The organism is Lysinibacillus sp. COL-1, from assembly GCF_059814265.1.
Window position 1 is genome coordinate 1 of record NZ_JCAWSJ010000003.1, and the last position, 18,025, is coordinate 18,025.

At 33.6% G+C, this 18,025-nt stretch carries 19 protein-coding genes and 7 pseudogenes; 21 read left to right on the forward strand and 5 right to left on the reverse strand.

Annotation, left to right across the window (positions count from 1 at the left end):
* The first annotated feature begins 124 nt into the window (after positions 1-124).
* The 3 genes and pseudogenes from AC6BKE_RS04300 (at position 125) to AC6BKE_RS04310 (ending at position 1,646) form a co-directional block, all read left to right on the forward strand.
* A pseudogene (locus AC6BKE_RS04300) lies at positions 125-384 on the forward strand (spore germination protein).
* A 111-nt stretch (positions 385-495) separates the two neighbouring features.
* Positions 496-981, forward strand: coding sequence for a Ger(x)C family spore germination protein (locus tag AC6BKE_RS04305; RefSeq protein WP_499855960.1), 486 nt, complete (start codon positions 496-498; stop codon positions 979-981).
* A gap of 302 nt (positions 982-1,283) precedes the next feature.
* Positions 1,284-1,646, forward strand: coding sequence for a Ger(x)C family spore germination C-terminal domain-containing protein (locus AC6BKE_RS04310; RefSeq protein ID WP_499855962.1), 363 nt, complete (start codon positions 1,284-1,286; stop codon positions 1,644-1,646).
* A 114-nt stretch (positions 1,647-1,760) separates the two neighbouring features.
* Here AC6BKE_RS04310 and AC6BKE_RS04315 read toward each other — a convergent pair whose 3' ends face one another.
* The 4 genes and pseudogenes from AC6BKE_RS04315 to merR all read right to left on the reverse strand — a co-directional run bounded on the left by AC6BKE_RS04315 (position 1,761) and on the right by merR (position 5,926).
* Positions 1,761-1,868, reverse strand: a complete 108-nt coding sequence (locus AC6BKE_RS04315; RefSeq protein WP_434801665.1) for a sunset domain-containing protein — start codon at positions 1,866-1,868, stop codon at positions 1,761-1,763.
* 520 nt (positions 1,869-2,388) lie between these two features.
* Positions 2,389-3,706, reverse strand: a pseudogene (locus tag AC6BKE_RS04320) (ISL3 family transposase).
* A 159-nt stretch (positions 3,707-3,865) separates the two neighbouring features.
* A pseudogene (gene merA / locus AC6BKE_RS04325) lies at positions 3,866-5,505 on the reverse strand (mercury(II) reductase).
* A gap of 28 nt (positions 5,506-5,533) precedes the next feature.
* On the reverse strand, positions 5,534-5,926 hold the full coding sequence (merR, locus tag AC6BKE_RS04330) for a mercury resistance transcriptional regulator MerR (protein ID WP_499855964.1): 393 nt from the start codon (positions 5,924-5,926) through the stop codon (positions 5,534-5,536).
* A gap of 323 nt (positions 5,927-6,249) precedes the next feature.
* Here merR and AC6BKE_RS04335 point away from each other — a divergent pair.
* The 7 genes and pseudogenes from AC6BKE_RS04335 (at position 6,250) to AC6BKE_RS04365 (ending at position 10,512) form a co-directional block, all read left to right on the forward strand.
* A pseudogene (locus AC6BKE_RS04335) lies at positions 6,250-6,566 on the forward strand (four-helix bundle copper-binding protein).
* A 452-nt stretch (positions 6,567-7,018) separates the two neighbouring features.
* Positions 7,019-7,180, forward strand: coding sequence for a cation transporter (locus AC6BKE_RS04340; protein ID WP_499855966.1), 162 nt, complete (start codon positions 7,019-7,021; stop codon positions 7,178-7,180).
* A 216-nt stretch (positions 7,181-7,396) separates the two neighbouring features.
* Complete coding sequence (locus tag AC6BKE_RS04345) at positions 7,397-7,939, forward strand: heavy-metal-associated domain-containing protein (protein ID WP_499855968.1); 543 nt, start codon at positions 7,397-7,399, stop codon at positions 7,937-7,939.
* Positions 7,908-8,888: an HAD-IC family P-type ATPase gene (locus AC6BKE_RS04350; protein WP_499855970.1), complete on the forward strand. Its 981-nt coding sequence runs from the start codon at positions 7,908-7,910 to the stop codon at positions 8,886-8,888. Before AC6BKE_RS04345 ends, AC6BKE_RS04350 begins: the two co-directional genes overlap by 32 nt.
* Before the next feature lie 169 nt (positions 8,889-9,057).
* The gene (locus tag AC6BKE_RS04355) at positions 9,058-9,249 is read left to right on the forward strand and encodes a hypothetical protein (RefSeq protein WP_499855972.1); all 192 of its coding nucleotides are present in this window, start codon (positions 9,058-9,060) and stop codon (positions 9,247-9,249) included.
* A complete protein-coding gene (locus tag AC6BKE_RS04360) occupies positions 9,246-9,497 on the forward strand; it encodes an HAD-IC family P-type ATPase (protein WP_499855974.1) in 252 nt (83 codons plus the stop codon). The genes AC6BKE_RS04355 and AC6BKE_RS04360 overlap by 4 nt, the downstream gene beginning before the upstream one ends.
* A gap of 397 nt (positions 9,498-9,894) precedes the next feature.
* A complete protein-coding gene (locus AC6BKE_RS04365; protein ID WP_009374077.1) occupies positions 9,895-10,512 on the forward strand; it encodes an NAD(P)/FAD-dependent oxidoreductase in 618 nt (205 codons plus the stop codon).
* Between the two features lie 86 nt (positions 10,513-10,598).
* On the opposite strand, the pseudogene AC6BKE_RS04370 reads toward AC6BKE_RS04365, so the two are convergent.
* Positions 10,599-11,520, reverse strand: a pseudogene (locus AC6BKE_RS04370) (C40 family peptidase).
* A gap of 472 nt (positions 11,521-11,992) precedes the next feature.
* On the opposite strand from AC6BKE_RS04370, the gene AC6BKE_RS04375 reads away from it, so the two are divergent.
* The 11 genes and pseudogenes from AC6BKE_RS04375 to AC6BKE_RS04425 all read left to right on the forward strand — a co-directional run bounded on the left by AC6BKE_RS04375 (position 11,993) and on the right by AC6BKE_RS04425 (position 17,425).
* The gene (locus AC6BKE_RS04375) at positions 11,993-12,481 is read left to right on the forward strand and encodes a hypothetical protein (RefSeq protein ID WP_499855976.1); all 489 of its coding nucleotides are present in this window, start codon (positions 11,993-11,995) and stop codon (positions 12,479-12,481) included.
* Entirely contained in the window at positions 12,478-12,735 is a 258-nt protein-coding gene (locus AC6BKE_RS04380; RefSeq protein WP_499855978.1) for a plastocyanin/azurin family copper-binding protein, read from the forward strand. The genes AC6BKE_RS04375 and AC6BKE_RS04380 overlap by 4 nt, the downstream gene beginning before the upstream one ends.
* A gap of 732 nt (positions 12,736-13,467) precedes the next feature.
* Positions 13,468-14,056, forward strand: a pseudogene (locus AC6BKE_RS04385) (YdhK family protein).
* Between the two features lie 303 nt (positions 14,057-14,359).
* Complete coding sequence (locus tag AC6BKE_RS04390; RefSeq protein WP_499855980.1) at positions 14,360-14,569, forward strand: hypothetical protein; 210 nt, start codon at positions 14,360-14,362, stop codon at positions 14,567-14,569.
* Positions 14,548-14,763: a C39 family peptidase gene (locus AC6BKE_RS04395; protein ID WP_499855982.1), complete on the forward strand. Its 216-nt coding sequence runs from the start codon at positions 14,548-14,550 to the stop codon at positions 14,761-14,763. Before AC6BKE_RS04390 ends, AC6BKE_RS04395 begins: the two co-directional genes overlap by 22 nt.
* A gap of 578 nt (positions 14,764-15,341) precedes the next feature.
* Positions 15,342-15,752 (forward strand): annotated as a pseudogene (locus tag AC6BKE_RS04400) (TVP38/TMEM64 family protein); the annotation flags it as partial.
* Positions 15,753-15,883: 131 nt separating this feature from the next.
* Positions 15,884-16,096 (forward strand): hypothetical protein, encoded by a 213-nt coding sequence (locus AC6BKE_RS04405; protein WP_499855984.1) that lies wholly within the window; start codon positions 15,884-15,886, stop codon positions 16,094-16,096.
* A complete protein-coding gene (locus AC6BKE_RS04410) occupies positions 16,071-16,571 on the forward strand; it encodes a multicopper oxidase domain-containing protein (protein ID WP_499855986.1) in 501 nt (166 codons plus the stop codon). The genes AC6BKE_RS04405 and AC6BKE_RS04410 overlap by 26 nt, the downstream gene beginning before the upstream one ends.
* 310 nt (positions 16,572-16,881) lie before the next feature.
* Entirely contained in the window at positions 16,882-17,190 is a 309-nt protein-coding gene (locus AC6BKE_RS04415; RefSeq protein ID WP_499855988.1) for a cupredoxin domain-containing protein, read from the forward strand.
* Between the two features lie 9 nt (positions 17,191-17,199).
* Positions 17,200-17,307 carry a multicopper oxidase domain-containing protein gene (locus AC6BKE_RS04420; RefSeq protein ID WP_499855990.1) on the forward strand — a complete coding sequence of 36 codons (108 nt, stop codon included), beginning with the start codon at positions 17,200-17,202 and terminating at the stop codon, positions 17,305-17,307.
* Positions 17,303-17,425: a multicopper oxidase domain-containing protein gene (locus tag AC6BKE_RS04425; protein ID WP_499856431.1), complete on the forward strand. Its 123-nt coding sequence runs from the start codon at positions 17,303-17,305 to the stop codon at positions 17,423-17,425. The genes AC6BKE_RS04420 and AC6BKE_RS04425 overlap by 5 nt, the downstream gene beginning before the upstream one ends.
* The last annotated feature ends 600 nt before the right edge of the window (positions 17,426-18,025 follow it).

Below are 18,025 nucleotides of genomic sequence, written 5' to 3' on the forward strand. Positions count from 1 at the left end.
TACCATTTCCAGCACCACTTGAGCTTATAATTGTTTTGTTTCTTTTTGAGATGTTCCGTGAAGCTGGTCAAAGATTCCTTCCCCACTTGGTCAAACCCTTTCAGTAGTAGGCGGACTATTAATCATTCGGGATGCTGCAATCCGTTCGGGTTTTATTTCCCCATCTGTGATTGTTATTACTGCTTTATCTGCTATTGCGGGATATACCCTAGTAAACCAACTACTAGCAGGACCATATCCATACTCAGAGGCTTTGTACTATTATGTTCAATTTTAATGGGGTTATATGGTTTTATGCTTGGGGGATTTGTAATCGTTCTTTATCTTTCTAGATTGCGTTCCTTTGGGATACCTTACTTAGCTTTGGTTTTCCCCAAAATCTAGTTCTGATTTTTTCAAGGCATTATTTCGCTTACCGTGGAGAAGTTATGGGCATAGAGTAAGTTACCTTCGGACCAATGATAGTTCTAAAACTGATGAAGGAGAAGGGAAAGAGTGAAGCTGAACAAACTAAAACTAATAACCATGATACTCTTGTCTAGCACAATATTATCTGGATGCTGGAATATTAAAGAAGTACAAGATATTTATTATGTAGCAGCTCTTGGTATAGATTTTAAAGAAGGAAAATATATAGCCTATGCTCAGTTACTTGACTTTTCTAATGTTGCTAAGTTAGAAGGGGCAAGACCTGATAAACAACCACCAGTTTGGATAGGAAGAGGGGAAGGCATTACAATTACGGAAGCATTAAATCAATTATATAAAGATGCACAACAAAGACTTTTTTGGGGACATGTCTCTACGCTAATTTTGAGTGAACAACTCCTAAAACAAGATATTAAAGATTCGATTGATTTTATTAATCGATACCGAGAAATACGCTATAATATTCTCTTATATGCTACAAAGGAACCCATGAGAAATCTGTTAAAACAAAAGCGTTTTTTACATTGTCGGGATTGTAAACCATCTCCATGAACCATATGAAAGCTATAAACAGAGATCTTATATACAACCTAAACAGTTTCATCAATTTATTAGAGATAGCGATCCAATGGGACAAACAGCTTTAATTCCATCAGTTAAAATTTCGACGGAAAACTGGAAAGAAGAACAAAAAAAGCACCATTATTAAGAAATGATGGTGCTTTTTTCATAAGAAATAATCGCCTAGAAGGCTGGCTTTCTGAGACTGATTTAAACGGTCTAAGATGGATGGATGAAAAAACCGTTGGATCTCCTGTGTGGATTGTTAGAATGATAGCGCTGTTGTTTCAGTAGTGGTAGAGAAACCTAAGATTACCATTACCCCTATTATGAATAGTAAACCAATACTTTTTAATATTACAGTTGAAGTGCAAGCCGGAATCAATGAGAAAATCAAGGAAATTAATGATAAAGAGTTGGTTACAAAAACTGAAGATATTATAAAGTTAGAAATTCTAAACTCCTTTGAAAAAGGAATAGAAATAAATTCAGATATCTACAGATTAGGGGAATCATTATATCGACAAAACCCAAGTAAATGGAAAGAAGAAGTGAAAGCAGACTCGTTTTACTTAAATAAACATAGTATAAAGCATTTAAAAGTTAAAGTTAATTTAGTTAACTCAGGAAAGTTGAAGTACCAAGACGGATATTAATGTTAAACTTATAATTTTAGGGTGTTTTAACACATTCAAACTAGGTGATCCCTTATTAAATGATGGGTGATATACAGAAAGGCTTGTATATCACCCATTACTTCCAATTACCAATTAGGGAAAGCTCACTACTAAATATAAAGGAGCTCGCATACAAAAAATGACTTCTGACTTAGTTCGTTCATACCGAGGTGAATCTGCTGTATGATAAATTTTTATGATACTGAGAAATTGGACTTTTTTCTATTATAATTTCCTTAACGTTGTAAATCTGCATTTTCCTGACGGTACCCCAAACTATATATTAAATTTTACATATAGTATATCAGAAGCTTAGTGAACGAGGGGGGATATAAGTGTGTATAAATAACAACTTTATAGAAGATCAAGCTTTTCATATAACAGAAAAGATTTTGGGGAACTCCATATACAAAGTGGTGAGGATTGAAGGCTCGAGAAGCAATCTCATAATCAAAAATGGAACAGGGGAGAACCTTATAACAAAACTAATTTTAGAAGACGAGAATGGTGTATTTTATTCAATTAAACCTGATCAATTTGGTCTTATGTTCGCAAATGGAGAAGTTAGTTATAAAAAATACTGTCGATTGCAAAAAAAAGATGACTTAAAAGTAATTAGTTATTCAATCATAGGAATGGGAATCATAATTAGTATGATGATAGGTCTCATGAAGCTTCTCTTAGTTTAATAGGGTATTGGGATTTTATGGTGGAAAAGGGCTTATAAATCACCCCTCTCCAAATTCTTAATAAGTGTGGAAAAATCGACACCAAAGTTGTCTGTAATGTCGTGATCATTCACTTCATACCAATTGAAAGTATCGTATAACATAGCTTTATTGAAAGCACTTGAATTAAATCGTGGCTTACGCTTTTTATGGAGCTTCTCATTGAAAAGGATTTTGGCTCGTAAGGCATCAAACGAGTAACCTCTACCCATTCGCTCTACCTGCCTAATAATGCTGTTAATTGACTCCGTATAAGCATTAGTGAGCCTTTTATCAAAGTAGTTGAATATTTCGACATGCCAGTTGTCTACGGCTCTCACGAGGTCTTTATATGCGTCTTTAGAGTTGCTGGACATACAACGGTGTCTCCATTGACTATAACGAAGATGACCTTCATCTGGATCAGGAGTATCCCATATCCAGTAAAACTCTTCTTTGAGTTCATAGGCTTCTTTTAAAGCAGGAAGATTACCTAACCAAGTATCTAAGAGGAATGATTCACGTTCATTTAGATCGTGTTTACGCTTTAGAAGGATAAACCTTTCACGCATAAGGGTACGTCTTTCTTTTTGGCTCATATGGGCTTTCAAAGACTTTCTGACGTTATCTAAGGCTTGATTAGCCATTCTAACTACATGAAACTTATCTACGACAACTTTAGCGTGTGGAAGGATAGTGTTCACTGCGTCTTTGTAGGGCTTCCACATATCCATTGTGACGTACTCAATGTAAGTCCTGTCACTGATTTCTGAAAGACGTTGGATGACTGTTTCCTTGTTACGGTTAGGCTTGATGTCATAAATAGTCCTGCGTTCAATATTAGTCAATACAAGCCGAGGTCTACGGATAATATGTATCTCGTCTATCCCAAGCCACTTAGGAGTTTCAAACTGGTATTCACGTTCTTTGAGTGCCACATAGTCCTTAAAAACGTTCCTAATGGTTTTCTCGTCAACACCAACGCTTTCTGCGACTTCTACAAAGGTCTTAGACATGGATTGCTCTTGAATGGACTTTAAAAGCCTTTTGGTCATACTACGCTTTTCATCTACAGATATTAGGCGTTCCCAGAAGGTAGATCCGCATTCACGACACTTGTATCGTCTACGGTTCAATTGTAAGCCCACTCGCTTTAAACGAATGGGCAAATCCATAATTAGTTGATTTCTTGAACTGTGTTTGTACAACTTGTCAAAACCACATTCAGGACAACGTTCAGGTGGTCCGACTGCTTCAACTCATCATATCGGTTTCATTTTCTTGTGGCGGTTCTATTGTTTTAATGTCTGGTAGGGATAATAAGTCTGACATATTATTCATCCTTTATTACTCTGCGGTGTTAAGGTATCAATTATAGATTTGATGTCGAAATCATCAGTGTTAAATTATTTTTGTGACCACAAATGCACTTAGAAAATCCCTTAAAGCATTAGCTGGTTCACTTGAATAGGGAGTTGTAAAAAAACTTCCTTAGCCTGCACAACAAGATAATTTCGAAATATCTTTATCGAACGTAAGTGCAGCTAATTTTTAGCCCTTCAGCCATTGTTAAATATGGTGCTAGGGTTTCTGTTAAATCTTCTATCGTTAAGCCAAATTTAACAGCTAAGATGATGCTGCATAGATGACATCTCCTGCATTCTCAGATACAATATGAACCCCTAATACTTTTAGTGTTTCTGCATCTGCTACTAGTTTAAATACACCGGTTGTTTCACGGTTTACAATTGCTCTTCAAAGATAATCTAAAGGTAATACAGATGTCTTCACATCATACCCTTTCTCTTTTGCTTGTTCTTCTGTTAAACCAACCGTTGCAACCGTCGGATTCGTAAACGTAACAGCAGGAACTACCGATAAATCTATTTTTTTGTTTAATCCACCAATAGCATTATCAGTAATAATTCCACCTTCATAGGCTGCTACATATACAAATTGTGGTCCTAAAGTCACATCTCCTGCTGCATAAATCTTTTCATTACTTGTTTGACCAAAATCATTGATCAGGATTTCATTATTTTTTCCAGTTTCAACACCTGCACTTAAATTTAAAGAATCCGTATTTGGTTTTCTTCCAGTGGCAACAAGTAACTGATCTGATTCAATGACTTCTCTACTGCCATTTACTGTTACGTAAACCCTTTTTATCTCTCCACTTTGTTCAACACGCTCAAAAGTTGCCCCTTGACAAGGTTTATACCCTGTTCAATTAACGCTTTTTCAACTGACTCTGAATCTTAGGATCATACTCCTTTAAAAGTCGCTCACTTCTTTTCATAAGCGTTATTTCTGAACCTAAATGATGAAATAGTTGTCCAAGCTCCATTCCAATGTATCCTGAACCAATTACAGTTAATCGTTTTTGGTATTTTCTTTAACTCAAGAAGTGTTGTACTAGTTAAATAGTCCATTTTTTCAAGTCCTGAAATTTGGGGCAACGAAGGCGATGCACCTGTTGCAATTAAAAAGCGTTTTGCAGATAACTTTGCCCCATTGACCTCAACCGTACTAGCATCAACGAATTTTGCTTCACCTTTAATTAAATCAAAATTATATTCATCAATTAAATCCATATATTTTTGATTCCGAAGTTCGCTTCACCAATTTATCCTTTTGCGTGATTAAACTAGCTAAATCCACTTCTCCAGCGGATGTTTGTAAACCTATAAACGGATTGTCTTTTGATAAATGATTGATTTCCCCTGCCCTAAGAAGAGTTTTTGACGGAACACAGCCAATATTCACACAGGTTCCCCCAACCGTTCCACGCTCAATCATTCCAACTTTTGCACCGTATTCTATAGCTTTAATTGCCGAAGAAAAGGCAGCAGCACCAGAACCAATAATAAGAAGGTCATAATTGTCTTCATTAATTAACGCCACGTTTTCTAGTGATGATACTTCTTCAATTTCTCCGGCTTGGTAATTTGCTTCATCAATCGCCTTTCTGCACTTTCAACCTCAATATCATCGGGCAGTTCAAATACTGCTTCACCACGACGATAACTAGACTCAATATTTTTAGCACCTCTGTTTTCAAGTGCTGATTCTACGTGTTTTTCACAACCCGTACAAGTCATTCCTGAAATGTTTACCTTAAATTTATTCATAAAAAAGCTCCTTTCGTTAATTAATCTCTCATGTTAATGTTTCTATTATTGGACACGAATGTAATTGCTTTTCATCTGGACATCGTTGTTTTAAGTCGTCTAACATAGTTTCAATTCGTTTTAAATCCTCTATTTGTTTTTGCACTTCCTTTTGTTTTTTTAGAAACAAATTCGAACATATCTTGACAACAGACTCATCTTTATCTACAACACCAAGTAATTTATAAATCTCGCTTAAAGAAAAACCAAGTTCCTGTATTCGTTTAATAAACCCAACACGCTTAACGTCATCATATGAATATATCCGATAACCAGCTTCCGTTCGGTGAGGTTCTTGTAATAAATTTTTTCGCTCGTAATATCTGATCGTTTCTTTATTAACTCCACATTTATCTGCAAACTCACTAATGCGATAAATCATCTTATTTCACCCCATGAATATTATAAACCGTGTACCATAGTACACGGTCAAGTAAATTGGACTATTTTATTTTTTTCCCAAAGTATCACTCGTATGTGATTGATACTTTTATATAATACTATTGATTATCCTAACATCCCACCAGAAAATCCGATTTAAACACCAGTTGTTTTTAAACTATTAAGAAAGTAATTCCACTATATATTCCGAAGACCCGTTTAATATCAATAGGGAAGATTAGTTATGATTGAATGGGGTATATAGTAAATAGGAGTGGTTATAATAAGACAGACTAAATTAACAGGAGGTATTTAAAATTGAAAATGAGCTATGAAGAATGTATTAAAGCTTGTCTAGAGTGTATGAAGGAATGTAATAAATGTTATCATGAATGTCTAGAAGAAGATGATGTTAAAATGTTTAGTGCATTCGTACCCTTAGAGAATGTGCCGATATTTGTGCATTTTCTGCTAAATCGATGCAGTCTGGTAGTCCATTCGTAAAGCAAATTTGTCAATTATGTCTAGATTTGTCAGGCATGTGGTGATGTTTGTAAAAAACATGAACATCATAAACATTGCAAGAATGTGCAGAAACATGTTACCGATGCGCTGAAGTATGTAAAAAAATGGCTGTGTAGAAGATTTGATTTTATAAATGAAGAATCAATGATAAATAAAAGTAATTCTTCTAACACGAAAATGTTTTAAACTCTGCTTATTTAGGAGCAGAGTTTTTTGATGGACTGCTAAAAAATTTAATTAAGTCACAGTGTTTGAATGTTAAATAAACGTGATATTTAACATATACTGCATAATTAGTGACGCATATAGTAAATTAAAACACCACTTTACATACCTAACTGGGGTATGGTAACATGAATGTGTGTTTAGAGGAGGTTGATAATTTACGGTGATGATGTAATTACAAATTTATCGTTTAAAGAAAGCTTGTTTGATAATGATAAACTGCATTAAAAGTGATGAAGCCAATATAAGTTAAAATCACAATTCGAAAGTTAAAAGGAAATATAAAAAAATTATTAATACCCTTTTACATTTTATAAAAATATTTCAAAAGAGAGGGATTTTTATGGAAAATAGAATCTTAAAGGTAACTGGAATGTCATGTGGTCATTGTGTAAATACTGTTGAAAAAAGTTTAGGGAAATTAGAAGGTGTTGATCAAGTAAACGTGAATTTAAAAGATGCACAAGTTGAAGTATCGTTTAATGAATACCCAAGTATCGCTTGAGAAATTAAGGAAACAATAGAAGAACAGGGATATGAGGTAAAATAATATTTTTGAGAGTGCATAAATGCACTCTCTTGTTTTCAAAAATATATACCCCTATTGGGTATGAGGAAGGTGAACATCAGATATGAGTAATACATTAAAAGAAGCGAGCATTCAGATCACAGGAATGACCTTTGTAGCTTGTGCAACTCGTATCAGAAAGGTTTAAATAAAATGGATGGTGTGGAACAAGCGACTGTTAATTTAGCGCTTGAAAAATCATCTATTAAGTACAATCCAGCAAAATTAAGTGAAGAAGATTTCGAAAAAAAAATAGAAGCACTTGGTTATGGGGTTGTTAAACAAAAGGCGGAACTTGATATTACAGGTATGACATGTGCAGCTTGTGCAACTCGCATTGAAAAAGGGTTAAATAAGTTAAGTGGTATCTCTTCTGCCAATGTTAACTTAGCCCTGGAAAAAGCAATGATTGAGTTTAATCCATCTGAAGTGTCAATCGTAGACATCATTGCGAAGGTGGAGAAATTGGGCTATGGGGCTCATCAAAAGGCTGATGAACAGGAAACAGTGGACCATCGAGAAAAGGCCATTAAACAGCAACAACGAAAATTTATTTATCGGCTATTCTTTCTTTACCGCTGCTTTGGACGATGGTTGGACATTTTTCCTTTACATCATTTTTATATGTCCCAGAATTTCTATGAATCCGTGGATCCAAATGGTATTGGCTACTCCTGTGCAATTTATTGTTGGTAAGCAATTCTATGTAGGGGCATATAAAGCTTTACGTAATGGTAGTGCTAATATGGACGTACTTGTGGTCATGGGGACATCAGCAGCTTATTTTTATAGTGTTTATCAAGCGATTGTGACGATAGGGTCGCATCATGGTCCAAATCTTTATTTTGAAACGAGTGCTGTATTAATTACATTAATATTATTAGGTAAATTATTTGAAGCCAAAGCAAAAGGACGCTCATCTGAAGCCATAAAAAAACTAATGGGACTTCAAGCTAAAACCGCTATTGTTGTACGTGACGGTGTAGAAAAAAGAGGTTCCTTTAGAAGAAGTTATCATTGGCGATGTTATTCAGTGAAACCAGGTGAAAAGATACCTGTAGATGGTGAGGTAATAGAGGGAACAACAGCTGTTGATGAATCAATGCTTACAGGTGAAAGTTTACCAGTTGATAAAAAGCAAGGCGATCAATTATTTGGATCGACGATTAATAAAAATGGATTTATTAAAATGACAGCGACAAAGGTTGGTCGTGACACAGCGTTAGCACAAATCATTAAAGTGGTTGAGGATGCTCAAGGATCAAAAGCACCAATTCAACGCTTAGCAGATCAAATTTCGGGGGTTTTTGTACCAATTGTTGTTGGCATTGCAATTGTCACATTTTTAGTTTGGATCATTTGGGTTCGCCCAGGAGAATTTACACCAGCTTTAGAGGTCTTAATTGCAGTACTTGTAATCGCTTGCCCTTGTGCGCTTGGGTTAGCAACGCCAACCTCCATAATGGCAGGTTCAGGTCGTGCAGCTGAATTTGGTATTTTATTTAAAGGTGGAGAACATTTAGAACAAACACAAAGTATTGATACAGTGGTTGTAGATAAAACAGGTACAGTAACACATGGTAAGCCTGTTCTTACAGACGTTCTTTTAGATTCAGAGCAGGAGGAGCTCGTTCTTTATCATTAATTGGGGCTGCTGAAAAACAGTCAGAGCATCCGTTAGCAGAAGCTATAGTACAGGGCATAGAAAAACGTGGCATAGCATTAGGAGAAGTTCAATTTTTTGAGGCTATTCCAGGTTATGGTGTGCAGGCAACTGTGTCAGGTCAAGGAGTTGTCATTGTACACGAAAATTAATGCAACAATACGGAATCAATATTGATAATATTTTACCAACAATGGAGCAGTTAGAGCGAAAAGGTAAAACAGCAATGCTTGCTGCCATTAATGGTCAGTATGCAGGCTTAGTAGCTGTTGCTGATACAGTTAAAGATACGTCAAAAAGGCAATCCACCGACTACAGAATATGGGCATTACAGTCATTATGATGACTGGTGATAATGAACTTACAGCTCAAGCGATAGGAACAGAAGTAGGCGTGAATCAAGTTATCGCTGAAGTATTGCCTGAAGGTAAAGCAGACGAGGTGAAAAAGCTACAAGCACAAGGGAAAAATGTAGCGATGGTGGGAGATGGTATTAATGATGCTCCGGCATTGGCCACAGCAAATATCGGTATGGCCATTGGTACAGGAACGGATGTTGCCATGGAAGCTGCTGATATAGTATTACGTTAATTCGTGGCGATTTAGTAGTATTGCAGATGCTATTTTAATGAGTCGAAAAACAATGCGGAATATTAAGCAAAACCTATTTTGGGCATTTGCCTACAATACTTTGGGTATTCCTATTGCTGCAATAGGTCTATTTGCTCCATGGGTAGCAGGTGCGGCGATGGCATTTTTTTAGTTCTGTATCTGTAGTTTTTAAATGCATTACGCTTACAAAGAGTAAAATTAGATAATAAATAACCCTTTAATTCAATTGTAAACTTTACTCTATTGGGTTTACTTATAAAGAAATACGCAATAGTTTAACTGACATAATTTAACTTACTATTTCATCAGATAAACCATCCTTAGGTAGGTAAAGAGCAAAATTTAATTGTTTGGGAAAGTATGGAGGAAAATTGGTATGAGTAATGAAGATAAAAAAATTAAAATTGCCGTTAATGGGGGAATAGAATTTGGGGCAAAACTAAATTCTAAACAACTTTTAACGATCACCAAATATATGGAAGACGACGCACAGCTTGAGTTAACAACCTTCCAACAACTCTATCTAGAAATTCCGGAAAATAAAAAAGAAGAAATAATTGAAGAATTCAACCGTGTTAATTTATCTTGTTATCCAGTTGGCAACTTTGTAAAGAGTTTGAGAACATGTAATTTTTGCAAAGGAGAAGAAGAAGAGGGGATGCCAGTAGCAAAAGAAATAAATAATCGTATAGCAGGAAAAGCTGTACCATTCACTCTTAAAGTTGCATACACAGGTTGCCCTGTTGGTTGCGGTGAACCAATGTTAAGTGATATAGGGATTATGAAAATTAAAGACCATTACAATTTATATGTTGGAGGAAAAGCAAAAGGGAAAGATGCAGAGGTGGGATCTTTGTTGCAAGAGAATCTAACACCAGATGAATTGTACGATAAAATAGAAAAGATTATAAATGTATATTCACAGAATGGAAAAAAACGAGAAACGTTTTTCAAATTTTTAAAACGGATAGGAAAAGAAGAGTTAATAAATTAGTTTTACTCTAAGAAGTTCTGGGAAGGTTATAATGGCGGCTCTGAATAAATGAGCCGCCATTTTTAATTTAAGTCCTCGAACAAAATTTATCGAGTTAATCGTTCTATAAAGATATTTAATTGATTTAATGTTACTTTGTCGTTTACGCCAAATGTGCCATCACCTTTACCTTGCGTAATCTTATTTGATGAAAGAACTGCTATAAAATTTTTGGCCCAATGAGTACTCGTTACATCTGTAAAATTCTTTGGTTCTTTCCTTGTTGTTCTAAATCAAATGCTTCAACTAAAACCTTTGCTAATTGACCGCGAGAATCGGTGAATTTGGGTTAAATTTACCATTACTATCTCCATTAAAAATTCCAAGTTTTTTTAGTGCTACTATAGCTCCAGCTTGTTCAGAAGATGATTTAACATCAGGGAAACTTCGAGTTTGTATCACTTGTATCTAATGCTAAAGCTTTAGCAAGCTGTATGGCTACTGCTCCACGTGAGGCATAAATGGAAAAGTCTATCTCTTCACCTTTAACTTCTGCTTGAGCTATTTCATTTGTAGTAAAGTTTGCAATACGTTTTGCACCTATATAACGAGAACCCCAATAGTAAGGATCGTTTAATTTATCAATTCTAACACCGAACTTGGAGTAGCTGATATAAAATTACCATTCTCTATGTATATTCCAACGTGAGATATGCCGTTGCCTGAAGTATTAAAAAATACGAGGTCACCTGCTTTTAAACTATCTTTAGAAACAGAAGTACCTTGCTGATATTGGTCTTTAGATGTGCGCTCTAAAGAAATACCTAACTTAGAAAATATAAACTTTGTATATGCTGAACAATCTACACCTGTATTAATATCATTCCCACCATATTTATAAGGAGCTCCTATATAATCTTTCGCTGTACTCGTCAAATCAGTAACTGATGCTGCTTCAGCATCATTCATACCTATTCCTGAAAAAATTACAAATGACGCAAAAACCGGTAGTAACCATCTCTTTTTCACTAAACTTACTCCTTTCGAAAAGCAATCGCTTTTTTGATTAAAGTAAGAATAGCATGGAATAGAGATACTGAATTTTTCATTTATATTACTGATTTGTGCAGAATATTAAAATTGGTGACTTAATATACTCGGTGTAATCTCACTGCAATAATAACTAGGTGATGTTACTTGAAGATAAAATAAAACTTAAATCAAGTAATAATAAAATAAATACTCTCTTCGAGCATACCTATATAAGGTATACGGTGTGTATTTTAGACAGGCTAATTAAATTGTTAAAGGATGGATATGTGGGATTTTATCAAATGTTTGTCTTAGTATCACTAATGTTTTTATTGTTAATTGTCATAATGGTTTCAAGAATTATGAAAAAGACTATTAAGCCTATGCAAGGTATGACTATTTCAATGTTTTTTAGTATGAATGTAGGGCTAACATTAGGAATACTTTTTGGAGTTACCTTCAAGGGAACTTGTTTTACTCAACGATTATTTCAATTATTCTCGGTGCAAGCATTGGCTTTTTAAGTGGTTGCAACTTTGGATTATTACCTATGTTAGAAGGTTTAATGGCAGGTTTAATGGCTGGTATGATGGGGGCAATGTTAGGTGAAATGGTGGATGGCGGGCAATCCATTGTATTAATAAGAATTTTTCTGTTGCTATCAATTTTCACTATTTTTTTATTTGCGCTACTTCCAAGTAAAAGTCAAAAAACATTCCAAAGTCAAATGGGCTTTTTAACACCCTTCTTCTTTTCGGTTTTTATACTCTTCTACTTTTTTGGGGGCATTCCTTTTGCCGAAAAACAAATAAACTTTATTAAAGACTCTTCTTTAGTGGATCATAATCTACACTCGAACGCTCAAAATAAATTAGAAAAGAAAGAGATTAAGATTATTTCTATAGAAACAGAAAATATGAAGTATTCGCCCTCTGAAGTAATTTTGAGAGAAGAATGACGGTTTCATTAGAATTAATTAATAAAGATAATATAGAACATGATATTGAAGTTACAATACCAACATCAAATACTATTAGTAGTAATAATCATGTACATCACAAAAAGGAGGAGAATATGATTCATCTCCATGTTGGGCCTAAAAATACAGAAAAAATGAGTTTTACTCCCATTAATACAGGAGAATATCAATTTGTTTGTACTATTCCAGGACATAAGGAGCTTGGTATGGTTGGCAAGTTTATAATTAAGTAATTAGCTTTGATTTTGTAATTGATATACAAATGGAGTTGTCAAATTAAATACAATGATACTTATTTGAAAATGCCCAGTTATTATTAACAGGGCATAAGGTATATCTATATATTTAGATAAGCTCTATTTTTTGATAAATAAGATGACGGTGAAATAAAAAATGTTTAGTCTCAAAATAAAAGTAGGGTATTAATTTTGAAGCATATGGATACAATCACAAATATTATTTTGCTTCGTTTTCATTACTTTGTATAATTTCGTTTACCATTTTTAATTCAGAAATCAAATAATCTATCTGTTGTTGCAAGTAACTTGATGGCGAAGAAAAATCGCTTGTAAATTGGCCATCTTCACTACTTACAGTCTTTAAGACATTCAATGCAATTTCCACAGTTAATGCAAATAATTCATCACCTAGTTTTTCAATAGATTCAATTAATAATTGAGAATCAGAAAATGTTTTAAAAGCTTCGTTATCAATGGTTATACTGCTACCTTAAAAAATTGGTTAATCTCATTATATGAATTAATTTAAAAAAAGCCCTTACCCCTTTTGCTGTTTCAACATTTTTGACAATCCAGGTTTTAAAAATGAATAAGGAAGGTATCTTTAAAATGTATATATTAAATTTTCTTGGTGATTCTAAATAAAGAAAAACTGTATGAAATATCCCTAAAGTAAATTTATGATGATTGGGAATACAAAAATTCAAGCCTGCGAGTAGGAGGACTATGATGGAGAAAAAAATTATAATGAGTCTTGTTACTATAGTTGCTGCATTAATGCTTTCTGCATGTACAGGAAATACAAATAAGAAAGAAAGTCAACAAGAAATGCAGACAAATGAAATGGCCGAGAAAGATATGGAAGGTATGGACCATTCTGAAATGAATCCTTAGTTCAAATGAACTTCCTGAAGGTTTAAAAGAAGCTGAAAATCCTAAGTTTGGAGTTGGGACAAAAGCAATAATTCATGCAGATCACATGAAAGGCATGGATGGAGCTGAAGAACAATTGTAGGGGCATACGATACAATAGTCTATACTATATCTTACGCTCCTACAAATGGTGGAAATCCAGTAACAAATCATAAGTGGGTCATTCAAGAAGAAATAGAGAGAAGGTGCTGGTTCAGAGCCATTTGAACCAGGAACACAGGTTATTATAAATGCTAATCATATGGAGGGTATGGGAGGGGTAACTGCAAAAATTGATTCCGCAGAAGAAACTACTGTGTATGTGGTTGACTACACTTCTACTAATGGTGAAAAAATAAAAAATCATAAATGGCTAACGGAAAGTGAATTATCTTCTCCATAAAAATTAAATACTTAAAGATGTTCGACGAGTCAATTTTGACAAATTGGACATCTTTTTTAGTTTTGAATTCTATAATATCCTTTAATTTTAATCCATAATTTCTCATAATTATTCGTTATATTCATTTTTAATAATATAACAATAACTGAGGAGGCGTGGGAAATTAGAAAGAGAGGAATTATCTTCACTTTGGGAGTATTAGTAGTTTTTTTAAAGGGTTGTACAAAACGAAAATATCAATTCAAATAAAATAGCAGTTTTAACAGTTGATATTTTAGTGGAGATCCACTTAATGATCTATATGTGGAATTACTCGATGAAGAAGGGAAAGAAATAGATTCAACAATTAGTTTGGATAAAGGTGAGGCAGAATTTTATAATTTACAACCAAATGAAACTTATACAGTAAAAGTAGGGAGTCCAGACAATTTTACAACAGGGATGTATTTAACAGAAAAAAAATTTACTATACGTCATCTACACAATCCATATTGGTTCAAACATATGCAGTAAATCATAATAAAGGATTTGGAGTACCTGTAATTCTACAAAATCCTGAACTACCAAATGGGTGTGAAATAACTACTCTTACAGCAGTACTTAATTACTATGGTGCAGAAACATCTAAATTAGAAATGGATCAAAATTATTTACCTAAACAATCTTTTGAATACAAAATGAAAAAAAAAGTATGGGCCAAATCCTAATCAAGCATATGGCGGCGAGCCAAGTAATCTAGAAACGGGTACATATGTTTTTGCCGAACCAATTGTCAAAGCAGCTAATAATTTTATCACAGAGAGAAAGTTAGATTTACAAGCAAAAAATATTAGTGGAAGAACAATAAAAGAAATAACAAATTATATTAGACAGGAATACCAGTTATTACATGGGTAACATTGGACCTCACCACCAAAGGTTAAAGGGGGCTGATTATTGAAGAAACAGTAATACCATCAAATGTATCAAAATTTACATACAATGGTACTATTATCTGTGGGAGATACTACTGTGGAAGTAATGAGATCCACGTAAGGGAATTATAACATTGGATAAGGGAGCATTTTTTAATAGTTATGAAGCATTAGGCTAATAGGCAGTTGTTTTTATTAACAATAGTTCATTATATGCAAGTAATAGGTTAAAAAAGATAGCGTTTAATCATGGAAGAAAAATTACTTCATTTACTAGAACAATCTGGATTATTTGCAATTTTGGTTAGTTTAATGATAAATACTTTGGTTAGTATTATAGGTGTACTACCAAGTGTTTTTTTACAGCCACTAACCTTGTGTTTTTTGGAGTATTCAACGGTTTGCTGATTTCTATTATCGGTGAATCAATTGATGAAGTTATTAGCTTTATTTTATATAGAAAAGGAATCAATAAATGGAAAAGACCGTTCGTATTGCACCCTAAACTTTTAAAATTAAAGGAGTTGGAAGGTTCTGATGCATTTTGGATAATTGTCAGTTTAAGGATTTTACCTTTTATGTCATCAGGTCTTGTGACTTTTACTAGTGCATTTTCTAAGGTGTCTTTAGGCACATTTACGCTTGCTAGTACGATTGGAAAAATACCAGCTTTAATCTTTGAAGCAGGTGCAGTATATGGTTTTACTGCAAGTAAATTTAATATGGAAATTGTAATAAGTATCTTATTAATTTCAATTATCATTTTGATTTTGGAAAGTTAAGAAATAAAAAAAGTTATTCAAAGTTTTCTTAGATAGAGTGGTTAATATTTGTCTCATTTAATTTCAAATCCATAAATTCTCCATATTTATTTGTTATAGTGCCTATGTAAAGAATAAAAGGAGGAAACATAATGAAATCTAAACTTTTGATTACTTCATTATTAGTAGGCGCTATTATAATTGGAGGATGTAGTGCGGGTAATTCGGAATCTAATAATAATTCAAATATGGACCATTGTAATATGTCTGGTATGGACCATTCCAATATGAGTGATGAAGAAATGAAAAACATGGAGGGTATGGATAATAAAGATATACATGGAAAATGGTCATGCGAGTCATAACAATCCATTAGCATTAAATAATTCAAATGGGGAAAATGAGCTTGCGCTCCCACCTATTATTGAACCTAAAAATGGAATTGTTGATATTACTGCTCAACAAGGAACAACAGAAATCTTTAAGGGAACTAAAACAGAGACATATGGATATAATGGTTCCTTTTTAGGGCCAATCATTCGTATTAATAAAGATCAAACGGTAACGTTTAGAACTAAAAATGATTTATCTGAACCAACAACATTTCACTGGCATGGATTAGAAATCCCTGGAAATGGTGATGGCGGCCCACATCAAGTCCTAGAGCCAGGTGTAACAGAAGATGTAAATTTTACAGTTAATCAGGGAGCATCTACGCTGTGGTTCCATCCACATCCAGAAGGTGCTACAGCAGAGCAAGTATATAAAGGTTTAGCTGGTTTAATTTATATAGATGATGAAAACTACAAGAAATCAATGTACCAAATGAATATGGTGTGAATGATTTTCCATTAGTATTCCAAGATAGACAATTTACTGAAGAAAAGCAATTAAATTATCAAGCAGTCCTTAATGAGATGGTACAATTGGAGATACTTTATTAATTAATGGTACGTTGAATCCTAAACTTACAGTTGGTAAAGAAAAAGTAAGACTTCGTTTATTAAACGGTTCTAATGCTCGTAATTATATTTTAAATTGAATACCGGAGATAATTCCAACAAATTGCTACTGATGGTGGTTTCTTAAATCAACCAACTGATATGAAAGAAATTACCTTAACACCAGGTGGGAGCGAGCAGAGGTAATAGTGGACTTTTCAAAAATGGATGACAAGACTGATATAGCATTAATAGGTACAATAAATGATGAAGGTACTACCCTTTTACCATTTAAAATTGAACAAAAGACTACAAGTACAAGTAAAATTTCAGAAAAATTAAATGATTTTAGTGTTACTGAAGAAGAGAAAAATTTACCAGTTTCTAAGAAGCTTGAACTATTTGGTATGGACAATGGTTTCATAAATGGAAACCAGTTTGATATGAATCGCATTGATTTCACTCAAAAGCAGGGTGAGACTGAAATTTGGGAAATTTATAATAGAAACCTGATATGATGGGTTGGTATGACACATCCTTTCCACATACATGGCACTCAATTTAAAATCGTGTCGATTGATGGTCAAGAACCTCCTTTAAATTTAAAAGGGTGGAAGGATACTGTCTCGAATTGAAGCTGGTCAAACAGTTAAATTAGCAGTGAAGTTTAATAATAAGGGCATATACATGTTCCACTGCCATGTCCTTGAACATGAAGAAAATGGTATGATGGGGCAAGTTGAAGTAAATTAAATATAAATAGATTATTAAAACCTCCAAATACCATGGAGGTTTTTTTATTGGTTTCTATTACATAACTCTTATATCTAGGGTTATTGGTCGTGGTTCATATTAAATAACCTACCCTATAGAAATACTCAATCTTTTTTCTAAAATTTCAATTGAAATTTTTAACAACTTAACAACATTTTTATTTAGTTAATACAAAAGAATACCTTAATGATTTTATGTATTTTTTGTCCCTTTAATGGAAATGAATATAAATAAAATGAAAGGTAATATTTATGGAATTTTATAAAGAGATTGAAATCTACTGTTATAAGTGTCGTAAAAAGACCATTTTTACATGTCAAGGATTTGCATAATAAAATCGGTGTTGACAGTCATTGTAGTGAGTGTATTGGGATTTGGTTTGAATGGCAAAATCGAGCGGTAGAAAGAGAATTGGAGAAGTGGATTGTATATAATCAAGGGCTGTTAAAAACATAATGTGAATCGAAGAAAGTATAGTATTTTCTTTCTCTAAAATTAGCAAACGTCCACTCTTTAAAGGACGTTTTTTATGTGTAAACGATTGTAATATAAATACTTTTATAAAATGGAATAAATTAA